This is a genomic window from Streptomyces sp. NPDC004435, from assembly GCF_042873895.1.
Lineage (GTDB): Bacteria > Actinomycetota > Actinomycetes > Streptomycetales > Streptomycetaceae > Streptomyces.
In genome coordinates this window covers 86,282-103,149 of the sequence record NZ_JBIAMB010000016.1, presented here as the reverse complement: position 1 = coordinate 103,149, position 16,868 = coordinate 86,282, and the positions used below count along the sequence as shown (strand labels likewise).

11 protein-coding genes and 1 pseudogene are annotated in these 16,868 nt (G+C 67.2%); 10 read left to right on the top strand and 2 right to left on the bottom strand.

Going from position 1 to position 16,868, the window contains the following annotated elements:
- Nucleotides 1–83 precede the first annotated feature (83 nt).
- Nucleotides 84–1,175, bottom strand: a complete 1,092-nt coding sequence (gene rhaS, locus ACFYT9_RS26930) for a rhamnose ABC transporter substrate-binding protein (RefSeq protein WP_389168123.1) — start codon at nucleotides 1,173–1,175, stop codon at nucleotides 84–86.
- Between the two features lie 917 nt (nucleotides 1,176–2,092).
- Between rhaS (ACFYT9_RS26930) and rhaS (ACFYT9_RS26925) the strand changes: the two genes are divergently transcribed.
- From rhaS (ACFYT9_RS26925) to ACFYT9_RS26895, 7 genes are all read left to right on the top strand, one after another.
- Nucleotides 2,093–3,142 (top strand): rhamnose ABC transporter substrate-binding protein, encoded by a 1,050-nt coding sequence (gene rhaS, locus ACFYT9_RS26925; RefSeq protein ID WP_389168121.1) that lies wholly within the window; start codon nucleotides 2,093–2,095, stop codon nucleotides 3,140–3,142.
- A gap of 887 nt (nucleotides 3,143–4,029) precedes the next feature.
- Entirely contained in the window at nucleotides 4,030–4,419 is a 390-nt protein-coding gene (locus ACFYT9_RS26920) for a hypothetical protein (protein WP_389168118.1), read from the top strand.
- 18 nt (nucleotides 4,420–4,437) lie between these two features.
- The gene (locus tag ACFYT9_RS26915; RefSeq protein WP_389168116.1) at nucleotides 4,438–4,773 is read left to right on the top strand and encodes a DUF6879 family protein; all 336 of its coding nucleotides are present in this window, start codon (nucleotides 4,438–4,440) and stop codon (nucleotides 4,771–4,773) included.
- A gap of 30 nt (nucleotides 4,774–4,803) precedes the next feature.
- Nucleotides 4,804–5,655, top strand: coding sequence for a helix-turn-helix domain-containing protein (locus tag ACFYT9_RS26910; protein WP_389168113.1), 852 nt, complete (start codon nucleotides 4,804–4,806; stop codon nucleotides 5,653–5,655).
- 92 nt (nucleotides 5,656–5,747) lie between these two features.
- Nucleotides 5,748–5,930: a hypothetical protein gene (locus tag ACFYT9_RS26905; RefSeq protein ID WP_389168112.1), complete on the top strand. Its 183-nt coding sequence runs from the start codon at nucleotides 5,748–5,750 to the stop codon at nucleotides 5,928–5,930.
- Complete coding sequence (locus ACFYT9_RS26900; protein ID WP_389168109.1) at nucleotides 5,927–6,325, top strand: restriction endonuclease; 399 nt, start codon at nucleotides 5,927–5,929, stop codon at nucleotides 6,323–6,325. The genes ACFYT9_RS26905 and ACFYT9_RS26900 overlap by 4 nt, the downstream gene beginning before the upstream one ends.
- A gap of 95 nt (nucleotides 6,326–6,420) precedes the next feature.
- Nucleotides 6,421–6,792: a hypothetical protein gene (locus ACFYT9_RS26895; RefSeq protein ID WP_389168107.1), complete on the top strand. Its 372-nt coding sequence runs from the start codon at nucleotides 6,421–6,423 to the stop codon at nucleotides 6,790–6,792.
- A gap of 551 nt (nucleotides 6,793–7,343) precedes the next feature.
- Here ACFYT9_RS26895 and ACFYT9_RS26890 read toward each other — a convergent pair.
- A complete protein-coding gene (locus tag ACFYT9_RS26890) occupies nucleotides 7,344–11,030 on the bottom strand; it encodes a family 78 glycoside hydrolase catalytic domain (RefSeq protein WP_389168104.1) in 3,687 nt (1,228 codons plus the stop codon).
- A gap of 1,343 nt (nucleotides 11,031–12,373) precedes the next feature.
- Here ACFYT9_RS26890 and ACFYT9_RS26885 point away from each other — a divergent pair.
- The 3 genes and pseudogenes from ACFYT9_RS26885 to ACFYT9_RS26875 form a co-directional block, all read left to right on the top strand.
- Nucleotides 12,374–12,703, top strand: a pseudogene (locus tag ACFYT9_RS26885) (ATP-binding protein); the annotation flags it as partial.
- Between the two features lie 158 nt (nucleotides 12,704–12,861).
- Nucleotides 12,862–15,699, top strand: a complete 2,838-nt coding sequence (locus tag ACFYT9_RS26880) for an AAA family ATPase (protein WP_389168101.1) — start codon at nucleotides 12,862–12,864, stop codon at nucleotides 15,697–15,699.
- Between the two features lie 174 nt (nucleotides 15,700–15,873).
- Nucleotides 15,874–16,824, top strand: coding sequence for an ABC transporter permease (locus tag ACFYT9_RS26875; RefSeq protein WP_389168098.1), 951 nt, complete (start codon nucleotides 15,874–15,876; stop codon nucleotides 16,822–16,824).
- The last annotated feature ends 44 nt before the right edge of the window (nucleotides 16,825–16,868 follow it).

Here is a 16,868-nt window from a genome sequence, read left to right as displayed (position 1 = left end):
CGCGGGGTGGGCCACCCCGCGCTTTGGCATGAGCTCGAGGCAGCTCCCGGACCGGAAGCTGCCTCGAACGCCAGGCTGTGGGGTTAGAAGTTGTACTTGTCGATGTTGGTGTTGTTGAAGACGGTGGGGTTGCCGGGGGAGAGGGTGTTGTCCTTGCCGATGGTGTAGGTGCCGAGGGGGCCGGCGTTGAGGGTTTCGCCTTCGGTGCCGGTGATCTGGCCGGATTCGAGGGCGATGGCGGCGTGGGCGGCGAGGGCGCCGAGGGTGGCGGGGTCCCAGAGTTCGAAGGCTTCGACGGTGCCGTTCTTGATGTAGGCGCGCATGTCGTTGGGGGTGCCGAGGCCGGTGAGCTTGACGTTGCCCTTGTACTTGGATCCGGAGAGGTACTGGGCGGCTGCCTTGATGCCGACGGTGGTGGGGGAGATGATGCCCTTGAGGTTGGGGTGTTCCTGGAGGAGGCCCTGGGTCTGCTGGAAGGACTTCTGGGCGTCGTCGTCGCCGTAGGCGATCTTGACGAGCTTGATGTTCTTGTAGGCGGGCTTGGTGAGTTCGTCCTTCATGAACTCGATCCAGGTGTTCTGGTTGGTGGCGGTCTGGGCTGCGGAGAGGATGGCGATCTCGCCCTTGCCGCCGATCTGCTTGGCGAGGAGCTGGACCTGGGTGCGGCCGAGGTCTTCGGCGCTGGCGGGGGAGACGAAGAGCTGGCGGCAGTCCTTGTTGGTGTCGGAGTCGTAGGTGACGACGCTGACGCCGTTCTTCATGGCCTGCTTGAGGGCGGTGCACAGGGCGCCGGGGTCCTGGGCGGAGACGGCGATGGCGTCGGCCTGCTGCTGGGTGAGGGTGTTGACGTAGGAGACCTGGCCGGCGGTGTCGGTGCCGCTGCTGGTGCCGACTTCCTTGTAGGTGGAGCCGAGGGTTTCGACGGCCTTCTTGCCGCCGTTGTCGGCGGTGGTGAAGTAGGGGTTGTTGACCTGCTTGGGCAGGAAGGCGACGGTGAGGTCCTTCTTGGTGGGGGCGTTGGGGTCGGCCTTGGTGACGGTCGTGGTGCCGTTGCCGGTGTTCCCGGTGGCGGAGTTCTTGGTCGTTCCCCCACAGGCCGTCGCCCCCAGGGCAACAACAGTGGCAACGACAAGAACCAAGGTGGAGCGACGCGCTCCTGCAGTGGTACCGGACATCGGCGTTCCTTACCTGTGAAGGGCTCTGCGGCCTGAGGGGTGAGAAGCCACGCTGAGCTGTGGCCTTCCCTGTCGCTGCCGGGATCACGAAACGGATGCCACAGCAGTGCACTCCGTGTAGCGGCAGCCCTGAATCGCGGGAAGACCTTATGAAAGGTTTCAACCCCGTTCATCTGGACGGTAGATGCGTTCCTCGCCCAGAGTCAATGCGCTATCGACCCGTGGAAGTAACCGTTGAGTCTCGGTGGCCCGGGATGGCATGTCATTGCTCCAGGCAACCGTAAACGTTCGAAATATCTCGCTTTCTCTGACGGTAGAAGGGGGCTGGCATGCGGGGTGACTGCAAGGTAAGGTGATGCTCGTAAATCGATTGAAACGATTCAGCTAGCTGATGCTCGGTCTTGCCTCGGTTGGGATGGCTCGATCGGTCGCCATGCTCCCGTCCCGTCGCGCCCCCGCCGCGGCGAAGCTGCGTTCGTTGAGCAAGGCGGTTGCGTATGGGGCAAGTCCGAGTCGGTGGGAGGGGCTTGGTGCACCTGCGGCTAGAGGGCAAGGTGTGGCCCGGTCGAGGTTGCGGTCCGACCGGTCGGGGACTGACCTCATTCGGCAGCCGTCCTGCTCTGTCCGGAGGCGTTGCCCTCGCAGGACGCCACGACTTGCCGGCCGCGCCCTCGGTTCAAAGAGTGACTGCCGGGGGTGGGTCGACATCGCGACTGACCGGAGCCGGACCCGGGTTTGCCGCCATCGCCGTGGTCGCGGAAACTCAAAACCGATGAGAGCCAGGAGTGTTGACGCCCATGGGGGCTCACGCCTAGCCTCCCGGGCATTCGATGAAACCTTTCATTGCTTGAGCTGGCATCTCCGCAGAGCTTCGTGTGTGTGCCGGCCTCGACATCTGAGTTCGCCAACTGTGAGGGATGACCGTGTCCGGGACTAGCTTCAGAGTTCAGCGCACCGCCGTACTGGCCGCTGTTTCTGCAACCGTACTGATTGCCGGGGCCTGTGGCGGCCTGGAATCTGAAGAAACGAAGAAGCCCGACTCGCCGATAAAGAAGGGGCTCACGGTCGCCTTCTTGCCCAAGCAAGTGAACAACCCCTACTTCGCAACGGCGGACGCCGGCGGAGCAGAAGTTGTGAGAAAACTCGGATCTACCTATAAAGAGGTCGGAACCGACAGTGGAATCGACACCGTCGGTCAAATTTCCCATATCGACTCTCTGGTTGAGGAGAAAGTCGACGCGATTGTGCTCTCGGCTCAGGACCCCGAAGCCTTGTGCCCCTCGCTAAAGAAGGCGATGAATAGGGGAATCAGTGTCGTCACTTATGATTCCGACACCAGTAAGGAATGTCGAAACCTTTTCATCGCCCCTGCCGGTGCCGAAGACCTCGGCCGCACCCAGGCCGAACTGATCTCAGATCAAATAGAGAGGGAGGGGCAGGTCGCGATCCTTTCGGCCGCGATCACGGCACCCAATCAGAACTTGTGGATCGACTACATGAAGGACGAGCTGAAGCGGAATGATGACATCACGATTGTCGAAGTTGTTTACGGTGACGACAACGCCCAAAAATCCCGAGAGCTGACCCGGCAGCTACTCCAAAAGTATCCGAATTTGAAGGGCATCATCGCCCCTACCACGGTAGGCATCAAGGCTGCCGCAGGGTACCTCGCAGATTCCAAGTATCAAGGAAAAGTCAAGCTCACGGGCCTGGGTACACCTAATGATATGAGGCCCTATGTGAAGAACGGAACTGTTGATTCGTTCGTTCTCTGGGATCCGGCGAAGGTCGGGGCCCTGGCCGCCCATGCTGCGATCGACCTTCAGTCCGGAAGGACTAGTGGGAAGAAAGGCGAGCCCATAATCGCCTATCCGTTGGGTTACCTGCTGATCGATGAGAACGGTGTGGTCACGCCAGGGAAACCAACCGTGTTCGACAAGAAGAACATCGACAACTTCGATTTCTGAGTACAGGCGGCGGTCGCGTCAGCGGGTGGGTGACGAGGCGAGGCTCCTGGTCGTTGCGGTGGTGATCTCTACGCACCACGCATCGTCCGAGGAGCCGGCGGCGGCACCTCAACCGCCCTGCGCCCCCTGACCGTCCAGCTCCTGCACCACGGCGCGCACTGCGGCGACATCGAGACCCATCCACGAAGCCCCGGTAGGACTCCATGGCGAGCTGCGGCACCGCATCGCCCACAGCGACCAGCACTGCTACTAGCGACGGCCTGCCGCGTCTGACGGTGCTTCTCGAGGTCGCCCACCACACGCTGAGCCAGTTGACCCGCTACTGAGAGAAGACCCGCGAGCCCGGGGACCGGAAGGTCTCCCCGGCATTCGCCGCCCTCAACGAGCTGCTCTCAGCGGGTCGAGCGGACCGCATGCACGTCCTCTTCGGAGGTCATCTCGGTACCGCCCCGATGGGCTTCGTCGCCCGCGAGCAGTTCTCCACCGTGGCTCTGGGACGGGCCACCCCCCCGAACCTGGAGCCGCCTCGCCTCGCAGATCAACCCCGCCCCGGCCGCGTCCACGTCGTCCAGGGCACCGACGCCCACCCGACGCAGGTCCTGCTTATGACCGACACCGAGCCGCCGGCTGGGCCGCCGCCACGGCGGACGAGAAGGTCTGACCGGCGGACACCCCACGGGCCCCGGGGGATCAGCCACGACACCCCCGGGGCCCGGCTCGGGGGTCGCATCGTCTAACGACATCGCGGCCCCCGCCGTCACGCGGTAGCCGACTCCGGTACCGGGAGCCCTGCTGCACCGGGCCCCGTGAGCGCCCTTGACGCTGGCTCCAGCCCGCGGGACGGCCGTGCCGCAACTACGCTCAACCGGCTCGCTTCGGAGAGGATCATGGCGTTACTTTTCTTCGGCACGGACCCGAAGTCGGGCGGAGGGAACTGCCCTGCGGTGTGGGTGGACACCGACACCGCCCAGGGCCCGGAACTGGTTCTGCAGGGCAAGTTCGCCGACGCGATGATCCGGGCCGCGTGCAGTCAGGACAGTCCGCCCGCAGACGATGAGGGGATCGTACGGATTCCGCTCAGCATGGTGGAGCAGATCAGGAGGGCGTGCGATGCCGCAGAAGCCGTCGGCACCCAGCTTTGCGGACCTGCTCGACTCCGCCCAGGCCCACGCCTTGCACCTGGAGCCCCGCGACGTGTCCGCCATGGGGAGGAGCGCGAGGTCTACGACGCGTTCCTGCGCGACGGGAGCGTGCCTGCGGACGACTCGGAGTTCTGAGGCGGCTGCCTGCCCCTGGTGGAGCAGACCGTCGCCCGCGGGGTGAAGGTCCGCCGAGCCGTCTCGGAGCCCGTCACCGACTACATCCGCTTCGAGCACGCCATCACCGACGCCAACCTCCGCGCCGGCGAACAGGTCCGCTGGCTGCCCCGCCGCCGCGCTTCCACCCTCGCCCTGCCAGGCAACGGCTTCTGGCTCATCGACGACCGCATGGTGTGCTCGAACCTGTTCTCCGGCGGCGGCCAGGCCGGCCACGCCCTCGAGCCCGACGACCCCGCCGCGGTCAAGCTGCGCACCGAGGCGTTCCGCGCCGTGTGGGACCGGGCCACCGACCACGCCGACTACCACATCTGACCGACGCTCACTCCAAGGGCCACGCACCTCATGACGATCGCCTCCCCCTCGTCCAGCGCACAAGCAGCCCGCGAGGCGCTCGCCGTCCGGCTCTCGCACCTGCGCAAGGACGCCGGCCTCACCGGGAAGGAACTCTCCGCCCGGTGCGGCTGGCACCCCGCCAAGACCACCCGCATCCAAAAAGGCGCCATCCTCCCCTCGGACTCGGACATCCGCACCTGGTGCACGGCGTGCGGCGCCGCCGACCAGGCCGCCGACCTCATCGCCACCGCCCGCGCGGTCGACTCCATGTACATGGAGTGGCGCCGCCTGCACCAGGGCGGCATGCGCCAGGTGCAGGAGGACTGGCTCACCCTGCACGCCCGGACCCGCCACTGCCGCGTATACGTCTCCAACCTGCCCCCAGGCTTCCTCCAGACCCCTGCGTTCGCCACCGCCCTCCTGGAGCAGATCACCCGCTTCCAGGGCACCCCCGACGACGTCGCCGAAGCCGTCGCCGCTCGCGTCGCCCGCTCCCGCTTCCTCTACGAAGGCGGCCACCGCTACGTCGTCCTCATCGAGGAATCCGTCCTGCGCTACCGCACCGCCGACCCCGAAGCGATGAGCGGCCAGTTGCGCCGCCTCCTGGCCGTGATGCCACTCGCCTCCGTCTCGCTCGGGATCATCCCGTTCACCGCCCAGCGCACCGTGTGGCCGCTGGAGGCGTTCTATGTCCACGACGACACCACGGCCGTGGTGGAGACGCTGACGGCAGAGATCAAGGTGACCCAGCCGAGTGAAGTCGCCGACTACATCAAGGCGTTCGCCGGCCTCCAGGAGATGGCCGTCTACGGCGACACGGCCCGCGCCCTCATCCAAGCCGCGATCGACGCCCTGGAATGATGTTCCGCAATTCCCCGCAATCTCGTTGAGAACCACGCGGCGGCCTCCGTAGCGTCGAACGACGACACACCCACCACACGGAGGCGGTGCCCATGAGCGCACCCACACCCGCCGACCCCCAGCCGGAATACCGCAGCCCCGAGCCGCCCGCCTTCGGCCGACCCTCCCCGGCGCTCCTGGCCCGCGCCGACCGCGGCTACGCCCGCTTCCTCGCCGCCCAAGCCCCACCCGCTGACACCAGAGACCACGACCAGGACGCCGCTGGAGCCCGATGAGCAACACCCACCTGGTTCTCCACGACCCCGACGGACGCCTCGGCACCGAGCTCCCCCTCGACCGGGAGCTCCACAAGGCGCTGGTGAAGGCCGTGCTCGGCTGGACCGGCGACCCCGCCCTGCCACCTGCGGACCTCCAGCAGATCGCCCTCCTGCTCACCGGCACCGCCCGCACCGTCGCCGCCGACGTCCGCCGCGCCGCCGACCTGCTGCCCGAAGAGCACGCCGCCCGCGCCCTGTCCGACGTCGTCCTCAAGGAAACCGACCGGCGCCTGTCCAGCCCGGCCGATGGCACCAAGCGCTGCGCCCAGGACCGCGCCCGGCTCGTCCGCGCCCTGTACGAGCGCCTGGATCGCCTCGTGGCCGTCGCGCCCCAGGCCGCCATGGCCCGCTGAAGCCACCGCGCATCCAGGCGAGACCGGATCTCCCGGGTGCGCGGTGCACGGCACCGGACCTGTCCCGGCCCGGGCAAGGGAGCACACCTGACGGCATGAAGCTGAAAGACCTCAGCCCCCTGATGAAGCGCCGCCGGGCCGGCGGTCTCAGCTACGGCTACGACCGCTTCCGCATCGACCCGGCCGTGGCCCCGCTTCAGGGGCCGGACGAGTTCCTGGAGCAGTTCCATCCCGTGGAAGTCCGCGGCCGGGGCCGTCTCGAGCTGCCAGGTGATCTCGCGCAGGTCGATGCAGCCGTAGTCGGTCACGAAGTGGTCTTCGTCGCCGAGGTCGTAGAGCCGACGGGAGCCTCCGACGCCGGCTGCATCGGGGAGTTCGCCGAGAACCTGGGCTACCGGGTCGGGAGACGCGCGCCAGAGGTCGGCCTGCACTGGGAGGGCACGGGACGTGGCTGCGGCCGCTTCTGATCGACCGTTGCTTCCTGGACCGTCGAGCGGCGGCAAGCTGCAGGCCGTGGAGGGCCGAAACCGCGTCGGCGTCCTGCGCGGCCGCGTACGCGAAAGACGATACGTCGCGCCCGACCATCAGGCATGGGTCGGGCGCTGCTGAGAACCTCGCGTACTTCCGTCCAGTTCCCCGCGCAGCGCTTCCGGTCGACCGACGTGTGCCCTCCGGTACTGGCGCAGCTTCGGCAGCGGCGGCCGAGAAGCACCAGCCGGTGGGTGCTTCGGTGCCCGCGGCACGCTTCCGCGGCCGGGACGCCATCTCTGCGTGGGTCCAAGTCCTACATGACGAGTTGCGTGGTCACGTCGGCAGACAGGCCTTCGATCCGACGGATGCTGGCAATCGCTGCGAGAGATCGCGGCCACCGCCGACCGTGATCGGCCATCCGGGCTCGACATCGCACCTCCTACCGGTGCACGAGCTCGCTAGCTCCGCACCCAGCGGACGGCCCCGGTTACCAGATTCCTGGTAACCGGGGCCGCAGAGAGCAGGAGCAGGCCGCTTCGTGCTGGCTCTACTGAGCTGTGAACTGGTAGGAGCCGCTCGCGACGCGGTAGACCTTGAATCCCTGCTGGTCGGAGACGTACTGAGCTCCTGCCGGCGCAGTCACACTCTGCCCAGCCTTGACGGGCACGTGGACGAGTGCCGTCCGGCTGACCGGGACGGAGACATCCAGAGTCAGAGCGGAGCCGGATACCTTCCAGCTCGATGAGAGGCTGCCGCCCGACGTCGCCAGGGAAGAGGAGGCCCGGTCCAGTCCGGACGGGACGTGAGGCTTGATGACCGCCTCGCCCTCACTGCGCTGGAGGCCGGCGAGGTCCATGAGCATCCAGTCCTCTGCCGTGCCGAGGAACGGATGCCCCTGCGACCTCGACCACGCGCCCCATTCCTCCCACAGGGAGGTGGCGCCCAGCGACTTCCAGTAGCCCCAGCTGGGGTACGTCGTCGAGGAGGCCACGGCGTACGCGGTGTCGACATGGCCGAACTGGGTCAGCACGCGCAGCAGGTACTTCGTTCCGAGAACACCCGTGCCCAGGTGGTTGCCTCGCGACTCGACGTCGGCCTTGATCTTCTGGGCGATCGCGCTGGTGTCTGCTTCCGGCGCGAGACCGAAGACCAGCGGAAGCAGATTGTTGGTCTGCCAGAAAGGCCCGCCCGCCTTCGCCCGGTAGACACGGTTGGCTGCGTCGTAGAAGTCGCTGTTGAACGTGCTCTTCATCTGCTCGGCACGGTCGGCGAAGAGCGTGGCGTCGCTTGTCTTGCCCAGCTGCTGGGCGATGTCGGCGAACTGGTCGACGCTGCGGTATCGGTACGCCTTGCCGACGAACGTCTTGTTGTCGTCGTTGTTGCAGTTGGTGTCGGGGCAGACCCAGTCTCCCCACATCTCCTGCGTCGAGGTCCGCTGGCTCCATTCGAACTCGGCGTACTTCTTCAGTTCGTCGTAGCGGGCGGCCACGACGTCGCGCTGTCCGTGCTGAAGCAGCAGCACGGCGGTCTCCGTGCCGGCATTGGCCCACGCGCTGCTGCGAGCCGTGTCTCCGTGGATAGGGGCGAACATCGGCATGTCGCCGTTGCTCACCTGGCTGTCGACGATGTCGTTGAACCACTTGGCGTAGAAGGCGGTGGTGTCGAAGTTGCGCAGCATCGCATCTTCCATGAGCGCGCCGTCCGCCAGCCACGGCAGCTTCTCCACGTAGGACCCGTCCGTGGGGACTCCCTGCACGGCGTTGTTCAGCAGGGTGTCCCGGGTGGCCTGGTGGATCCAGTTGAGAGTGTCGTTGCCGGAGCTGAAGGTGCCGATGCTCGTCAAGTCGTTGTGCATGCGCAGAGCCTGAACCTGCGGCTGCGGCGCGCCGGCGGGCAGTCCGCTGATCTCGAGGTACTGGAAGCCCCTGTAGGTGAAGGCGGGCGTCCACGTGTGCGGGCCCTTGCCGTCGGCGGTGAACGTGTCGTCCTGGTAGCGTCCGTGGACCACGAGGACCCGGCCGTTGTCCAGCCTTTCCCCGTACCGGAGGTTGACCTTGGTGCCTGCGGGCAGGTCGAAGGTGACCTTGGTGTTGCCGGCGATGTTCTGTCCGAAGTTGTAGACGCGCACACCTGCTGCCGGGCTGGCCACCGACACCGGGTTGAGGGTGCCGCTCACGCGAGTGGGGGGCACCGGTGATGCCTGCAACTGCACGGCCTCGGGGTGGTCGATCGTCGCAGCGGGCTTCCAGCCCCCTGCGTCAAAGCCTGCGGTGCTCCATCCGTCCTGTTCCAGCCTGGCGTCGTAGCCCTCGCTGTCCGGGAGGCTGGAGGTGAAAGGCAGCGTGGGTCCCAGGTCCGTGGTCCACTGCGGACCGGTCGTCACGACCTTGCGCGTCCCGTCGGTGAAGGCGATCTCCATCACCGCGCGTGCGCGGAGGACGCCGTCCCAGGCACCGCGCCGGTCAGCGGGCACCCAGTCATGCACACCCTCGAAGTAGCCCTGTCCGAGCGCGATGCCGATCGCGTTGGCCCCCTGCTTGACGGCACTGGTCACATCGATCGTGTCGTAGTGGACCCGCTTGTCGTACCTCGACCACGGGGAGCCGAGCTGGGTGTCGCCGGCCCGCTCGTCGTTGACGTAGGCGACATAGGCGCCCAGGCCCGCGACGAACAGCCGTGCACTCTTGACGGCCTTGTCTGCCGTGAAGCCGGTGCGCAGCAGTGGCAGGGAGATGGGGCGGGGCTGCGGGGCCGGAGGCGGTGTGGTGTTGGTGTAGGACGCCAGTACGGGCTTGAAGGCTGTCAGATCGAAGCGCTTCATGAAGGAGACGGTGGCCGGTGATCCCCCCACGGTCTGAGACTTGTCGGTGCGCGGGTAGACCTTGACCTTGTTCACGGTCTTCTCTGCGCCGAGGTCGATGGTGATGGTGCCGGGCCTGGCGTCGCCGTTGGCGGTGAGTACCGGATTCGGCGAAGGTGGCCAGGTGGTGAATCCGCGGGCCTGGCTGTTGTTGGTGTTGGTGATGCCGTCGGTCAGCAGGGTGCGGCCCCAGCCCCAGTCCTCAAGACCCGGGCTCGTCGTGACGGGGAGGCCACGCGCGATGTTGTTGCCCGCCTGGTCCAGGAGCTCGACCTCCGCGAGTTGCAGCAGGAAGCCGTTCGGCGTGTCCGCATAGACGTCGCTGACCTCGGGAACCGTGAGGGTCAGCTTGCTGGTCTTGGTGGGTCGGGCCAGGTCGATGGTGTAGGGGTTTCCCTGAGTCGAGTAGGCAGGGTTGGGCACGTTGTCGTTGCTCGCGATGCCTGACCATCCCGCTGCGGAGTCGGCGGCCCGCACGGTGAGGGCTGTGGGGAAGTTGGGGCTCCTGCCGTCGGCGGTCTTCGCGTCGCTACGGGGGTAGAGGACGAGGCGGTCGATCTTCTTCACGGTGCCGAGGTCGACGGTCAGGGTGATCGGCTGGCCGGGGGAGGCGTCGGTGTGCAGCTGAGAGGAGTACCCCCGCGCGGTCGCGGTCGCGCTGTCACGGACGCCGTCCGTGAGGAAGGACTTGGACCAGCCCCAGTTGTCGATCGACTCGGAGGAGGTCACCGCAGCACCCCTGGCCACGTTGGCGCCGCCGGCACCGTTGCGGGCCTCGAGTTCGGCCAGCTGCAGATAGCGGCCCGACTCCCCGGCAATGGGGGCGCCGAGACCGTTGACCTCGAGTGTCAGGTAGCGGGTGGTCGCAGGGCCGCCGGTGAGGGGAATCGTCACAGGCTGCAGGCCGGGGTCGTTCCCCGGCCCGCCAGGGGTCTTCCAGCTGGGATGGGTGATCCACTTTGCGTCACCCCAGTCGGCCGGCGACATCATGGCCGTTCCGAAGGTGGCGGCCGGGCTCCATCCGGTGACTGCGCTGTTCTCGTCGAAGACACGCACCTGCCAGCCGTAGAGACTGCGCGCCTCGAGGGCCTCGCCGTCGTAGACCACGGAGTCGATGCCGGCAGCCGTGATCTTCCCGCTGTCCCACACGACGTTCGAAGGCGTGTCCTTCCACACGCGCACCTGAGCTGCGCTGACCGACGCGCCTCGGCTGGGGGAGGCGACGTTCCACGACAGCCTCGGCTTCGCAGTGTCGATGCCAGGAGGGTTCAACAGGCCGTTGGTGGTGAGCGCCGACAGGGTCAAAGTCTCGGCAGTATCGGCTGCAGCCACGATCGGCGCGTTGAGGCCGTAGCCCGTGAGGCTGGCTATCACGAGAGCCGCTACCGCAGTGTAACGATTCAGTCCATGGGTCCGCATCATTGCGTTTCCGCCCTTACATGAGGTCTCGCCACCGGCGTCGCGCAGGCCGAGGGGGCCTGCGTCGGTGACGAGTGACCGGAACTGTAAGGGGCGTGTTAACCCCGCGTGAAGCCGTCATGCCCCGCAGTAAAATTCGAGATCTCATCTCTTTGCATGGCGGTGGTGCGCGACTCGGCCCCGACTGGGCGGCTCGCGCCGTGCTCGCCGGAGCGGATCCCGTCTCCCGTCCGGGTTGTCGGCCCGATCAGGAGGGTCGCCGGTGGCGTGCACCGGGAGGGCCCAGGCTGATGGCGTCGGGCCCGAAGAGGAGCCAGCCAGGGGGGATCGAACTGTCGGTGAGCGTGTGTATCGGAGTGGAACCGATGCCGACTGCGCTGGGCCGGCGAGCCGGCCGCGTGACCTGCAGCGAGCGGTCGGCTGCCCCCGTACGCGACCTCCGGGGTGATGTGCTGATCGCAGGGCGCCGGCGCCCTGCGATCAGCCTCAACGGCAAGGGGTCGAGGCGCCGGTGCAAAAGCCCCGTCTGTCAGGGGTTCCAGCCCCTCCAGTAGGGCATACAGGCGGCCCTCGGGGCTTGTTCCGTCCAGAGAAGCCCCGGGGTCGCCCGCCGCGAGGAAGGCGGACGTTCGGCACCAGGAGGGCCCTGCTCGTGGCCGCGGCGGGGCGCCACCCCGTCCGGGCTCATGTGCGCCGCCGGGGCTCGAAGGTTCGAGTCGCCGCGGCGCGGCGGGCGCCCTGTGGGATCCGAGGCCCGGCGAAGATCTATCGGGCGCCTTGCCTCCTTGCATTGACCAACGGCGGGCCTGGGCGTAGCTTCACGGCATCCAGGTATTGAATCGATTCATCTCGGGGTGGGGGCATGAGGCGACAGGGCGCGGATTGCGCACGATCCGTGAACGCAGACGGGCAGTGTCAGCTGCTGACGCCGGGAGCCTCGCGAATAGGTAGTGAGTACCCATTCAACCCGCACTCTTCTACGCGGTTACGTGAGGGGCAGAAGCGGTTGACCGCTCGAGGCAGCCGGCTGATGCGAGGAGGCCATTATGTCTTTCAGCCTTGACGATGCCAGCCTGGTGCCCCCTGTTTCGTTCGCGACCGGAGCGGCACTGCAGCAGCGCACCACGCCGATGCCCGGCGCTTCGGCTGACCTCAGCCGCCCTGCGCCCGGCCGATGCGAGTGGTCAGAAGCCGGTGATGTCCGAAGCGCCGAAGACGAGGACGGCATGCGACTGCAGTTCGCCCCTCTCCCGCAGGCCGTCCCGCAAGCCCGCCATCTCGTCCAGCATGCAGTAACCAGGCGAGGCTGGGATGAGCTCATGGAGCCCGTCGCCCTGCTTTTCACGGAACTGGCCGCCAACGCGATCCAGCACAGCACCTCTGCTGGTGGCGAGACTCCCGCGCCGGTCATCGTCACCGTGCGGTTCGACCACCGCTCGATCACCGTCGAGGTTCACAACGCCGGCCCGGCGGCCGAACCGATCGCGGCACCTGCCCAGCCCCCCACTGCTGACGCCGAGAACGGCAGAGGGCTCTTCCTGGTCGAGGCCCTCGCCGCCGACTGGGGCAGCCGTACCCACGCCGATGGAACGGTCATCTGGTTCACCATCGACCGCCACTGCCAGTAGGGGACCAACGCCAAACCGGCGGATGCACACCCCCAGCATGACCGAAAGCCCTGGTCACGACCACGCCGCCGCCTCCCGTGAGCCTTCCGGCTCGCGGCCGGCAAGGCAGGCCAGGAAACCTTTCGAGGGGCGAAGAAACGTACAACACGGAGGACCCAATGTTGGCTGCGGACGCCACCCGCCGCGACCACACTGCACTCGTCGGCCGACAAACCGACCTGGCCGATCTGCTGGCCGCTCTGAAAACACTCCCAGCCGTGACAGTCATCGAGGGAGAAGCAGGAATCGGCAAGTCGCGGCTTCTGCTCGAAGCCGCCGAGGCGCTGAGAGCCGCAGGCACGCACGTCATCCTGGCGAACTGCTACCCCCTTCGCCGACCGTATCCGTTCCAGCCCGTCCTCGAGGCATTGCGCAGCCTGCACCGGACCCTGCCCGGCACCTCGACCCCAGGCTCCATGAGCCCTGCGATGGCCACACTCATGGCCACACCGCCGGCCCGGCACGCGTCACCGACCGCTCCCGCCGCCTACGACCTCGTCGACGACCTGAAAGACCTGCTGCGCCGCGCGGCGCCAGTAGTTCTGATGATCGAGGACATTCAGTGGAGTGACGAATCCAGCCGTGAACTCCTGCTTCTCCTGACGGCGACCATGCCCGACGGGGTCGGCCTGGTCCTCAGCCACCGCCATGGCGATCTCCCTCACGAACCGCTCCTAGGCGCCGCCTACCATCCGCAACCGCCCGTGCACACCATGGAGCTGCAGCTCGCCCCCCTGTCACCGGCGGACGTCCGTGACCTCGCCGCCCGCACCCTGGGCAGTCAGATATCACCAGAATCCGCCGCGACACTCCACACCCGCAGTGACGGCGTGCCCAGAACGCTCATCGAGGACCTCGCCGCACTGCAACGACACCTTGGGCGACCGCCGCATCCCCAAGAAGACCTCACGCCGATTCTCGAGGCCCTCGGCGCCCCCCGTGCCGTCCGGGAGGCAATGGCCGCCACCTTCCACAGGCTGCCACCCGAAGGCATCACCGTCGTACGCGCCGCAGCCGTCCTGGGCGGCACCTTCAGCCTCCCGCTGGCAGCCGAAGTATCAGGCCTCAGCACGGAGGAAGCCTCCACAGGCATCACAGCCGCCCTGGCCTGTGGCCTCCTGCGCGAGACAGGACCCATCTCCTACGCATTCCGCCGTTCTGCAGCCCGCATCGCGGTGTACCAGGACATCCCCGGACCGGACAGAAGACGCATGCACCGCCATGCCATCAGCACCATGTGGACCCACCCCAGCCCACCCCTTGCCCACATCGCCTGGCAAGCGCGGCAACTGGGAGACACCGCCCTGTGGATCCAGCAGGCGAACGCAGCCGCCAGCCAGGCCGCCGCAGGGGGAGACCGGGCCGGCGCGACCCGCCTTCTGCTCGAAGTCCTCCAAACACCGACGATGGACACCGACAGCCTCTCCCACGCCGCACTCATGCTGGCCAGGAACTCCTACCACCTCGCACAGCACAAGCAGACGCTCCACACCCTGCGCCGCACCCTGGCACGGCCAGACCTGCCCGCCCGCATCCGGGCGGAACTGACCCTCCACACCGAACGCCTCGCCATCGTGCACGCCGGCGACAGCACCCGCATATCCGATCTGCGTGTCGCGGCAGCCGAACTGCACGCAGACCCTGCAATGGCCGCCGAGGCAGCCAGCACGCTCGCCATGATCGAAAGCGACGAACAAGACGCCCAAACCTGGCTCGAAACCGCCCAGCACGCCGCCACGACAAGCGGAGACACACGAACAGCCGCCGTCGTGCGCACCGCCACCTCCGTCCTGGAAGCGGCACAAGGCGACGAAGAACTCTGGAAAGCCATGGAGAACACCCCCCGCCGTACACCCGACCCGAGCAACGCTCTGGAGACGAACCGAGTCCTGTGCGCACTGGGCTCCCTGGCCCTGGGTATCGGACTCGACAGCACAGCCCGCCGACTGCTCACCGACGGCCAGACCATGGCAAGCGTGCTCGGCAGCGACCTCCTGCAATGCCAGAGCACAACCGCCCTGACCCTCCTGGACTGGTGGGCCGGCGCATGGCACGGACTCCCGCACCAGCTGCAGGCGCTGCACGAGAACTATCCGGAGATGGCCATGGCAGAGGGAACCCGCTCCCTCATCCTGGCCAACCTCTGCCTGGCAGCGGGCGACCACGACCCCGCCGTCAAGCACCTCCACCATGCCACAGCCACAGGTGGCCACTACGTCTCCGCAGGAGTACGCGCATCCCTCACCCGCCTGCACCTGGACCGCGGCGAACCAGAGGAGGCATGGAGGCAGGCCGCTCAGTGCCTGAAGTACCGCAAACCCGCACTCCAGCGGCACCAGGCATCCGGCCTCGTCCCCCTGGCCGTGCAAGCCGCACTGGCCACCAGCAGAACCGGAGAGGCCCAGGCGATCGTGACGAGCGCGGAGCGCTCCACCCATGCCAGGTGCGCACCCGCACTCAAAGCCGAGATCCACCAGGCTCGGGGACACCTGATCCTGACGAACGATCCCGCGCGGGCCGTAGCCCACTACGCGCGCGCCAGAGCGCTGTGGCACGACATCGGCCGCCCCTACCAGGGCGCCCAGGCTTCGGAGCAGCAGGCAGCCGCTCTGCTCCGAGCAGGCCGGCCAGACACCGCGGTCATCGTCCTGCGGGCGGCGACGGCCGCCTACAGCGCACTCGGCGCCTCCTACGACGAAAAGCGCTGCCAGGACTCACTGCGTACAGCCCAGGAAGCCAAGCCGAAGCCGAGAGGCCGACGCAGTTACGGCCAAGACCTCTCCCCGCGGGAACTGGAAGTCGCCCGCTTGGTCGCCGACGGCGCCACCAACCGAGAGATCGCCGGCAAGCTCTTCCTGTCGCTGCGCACAGTGGAGCATCACGTCACGAAGATCCTGCGCAAGCTCGAGCTGTCCCACCGCCATGAGGTCAACTGCGCTCTGGCAACGCCCCGGTGATCGTCGACACGACCACCCCATGGGGACGGCAGGAAGGACGTTGCCGCACCTGACCCCGGCGGCGCGTCCGACGCCACCGCAACACCCGACCTGGCATACGATCCACCCACACCACGGCGTCCAGATCAACCAGAGCTGCACCAATTGACCCGATACATTCTGCGTACTGCGGCCATGTACACGATCCTCGTCCTGGCCGCCGTCACCGTGACGTACCTCCTCGCGGCGTTGAGCCTCGACCCCCGCTCCAACTACCTCCAGCGCAACCCGCGGCCCTCTGACGCCGTGATCTCGGCCACCCTCGACGCGTACAACCTGAATCCCGAAGTCCCCGTCGTGCAGCGATTCCTGCACTGGGCCGGCGACGTGGCACACGGCAACCTGGGCCGCACCGTGACGGGAGGACAAGTCAACACCGAGTTCGCCAGACGCGTCGCAGTCAGCACCCGACTCCTCCTGATCGCCACGCTCCTCGGAACCGCCTGCGGGGTACTTGTCGGCACCTGGAGCGCCGTCAGACAACATCGCCTCGTCGACCGAATGACAGCGGCCGCGTCCTTCGCCATCCTGGCCACCCCCGTCTTCGTCCTCGCCACGACCGCCCAACTCTGGGCCAGGGACCTCAACAGCCTCCTGGGGACCACCCTGATCGAGTACACCGGAGAGTACTCACCCGAAGCCCGCGGAACGCTCGAACGATTCGTCAGCCGCGCCCAGCACCTCATCCTGCCCAGTCTCGTCCTCATCGCGTTCCAAACAGCACTCTTCAGCCGCTACCAGCGCAGCACCATGCTCGACGTACTCGGAAGCGACTACCTGCGAACAGCGCGCGCCAAAGGCCTTCCGCGACGCACAGCTCTCCTGAAACACGGCCTGCGCATGGCCCTGCTCCCACTCATCCCGCTGTTCGTCTACAACACGGTGCTCCTCTTCACCGGCGCGGCATTCATCGAGAAGGCATTCGGCTGGCGGGGCATGGGGGACTGGCTCATCGACGCCATCACGACGAACGACGTCAACGCCGTGGCGAGCATCGGCCTCTTCACCGCCGCGCTGGTACTGATCTCCTCCCTGCTGTGCGAAGTAGCCCACGTCGCCCTGGACCCACGGATCGCAGTGCGATGACCACACCATCCCGATCTGCCCAGACACCCGCCCTCCAGGACCCG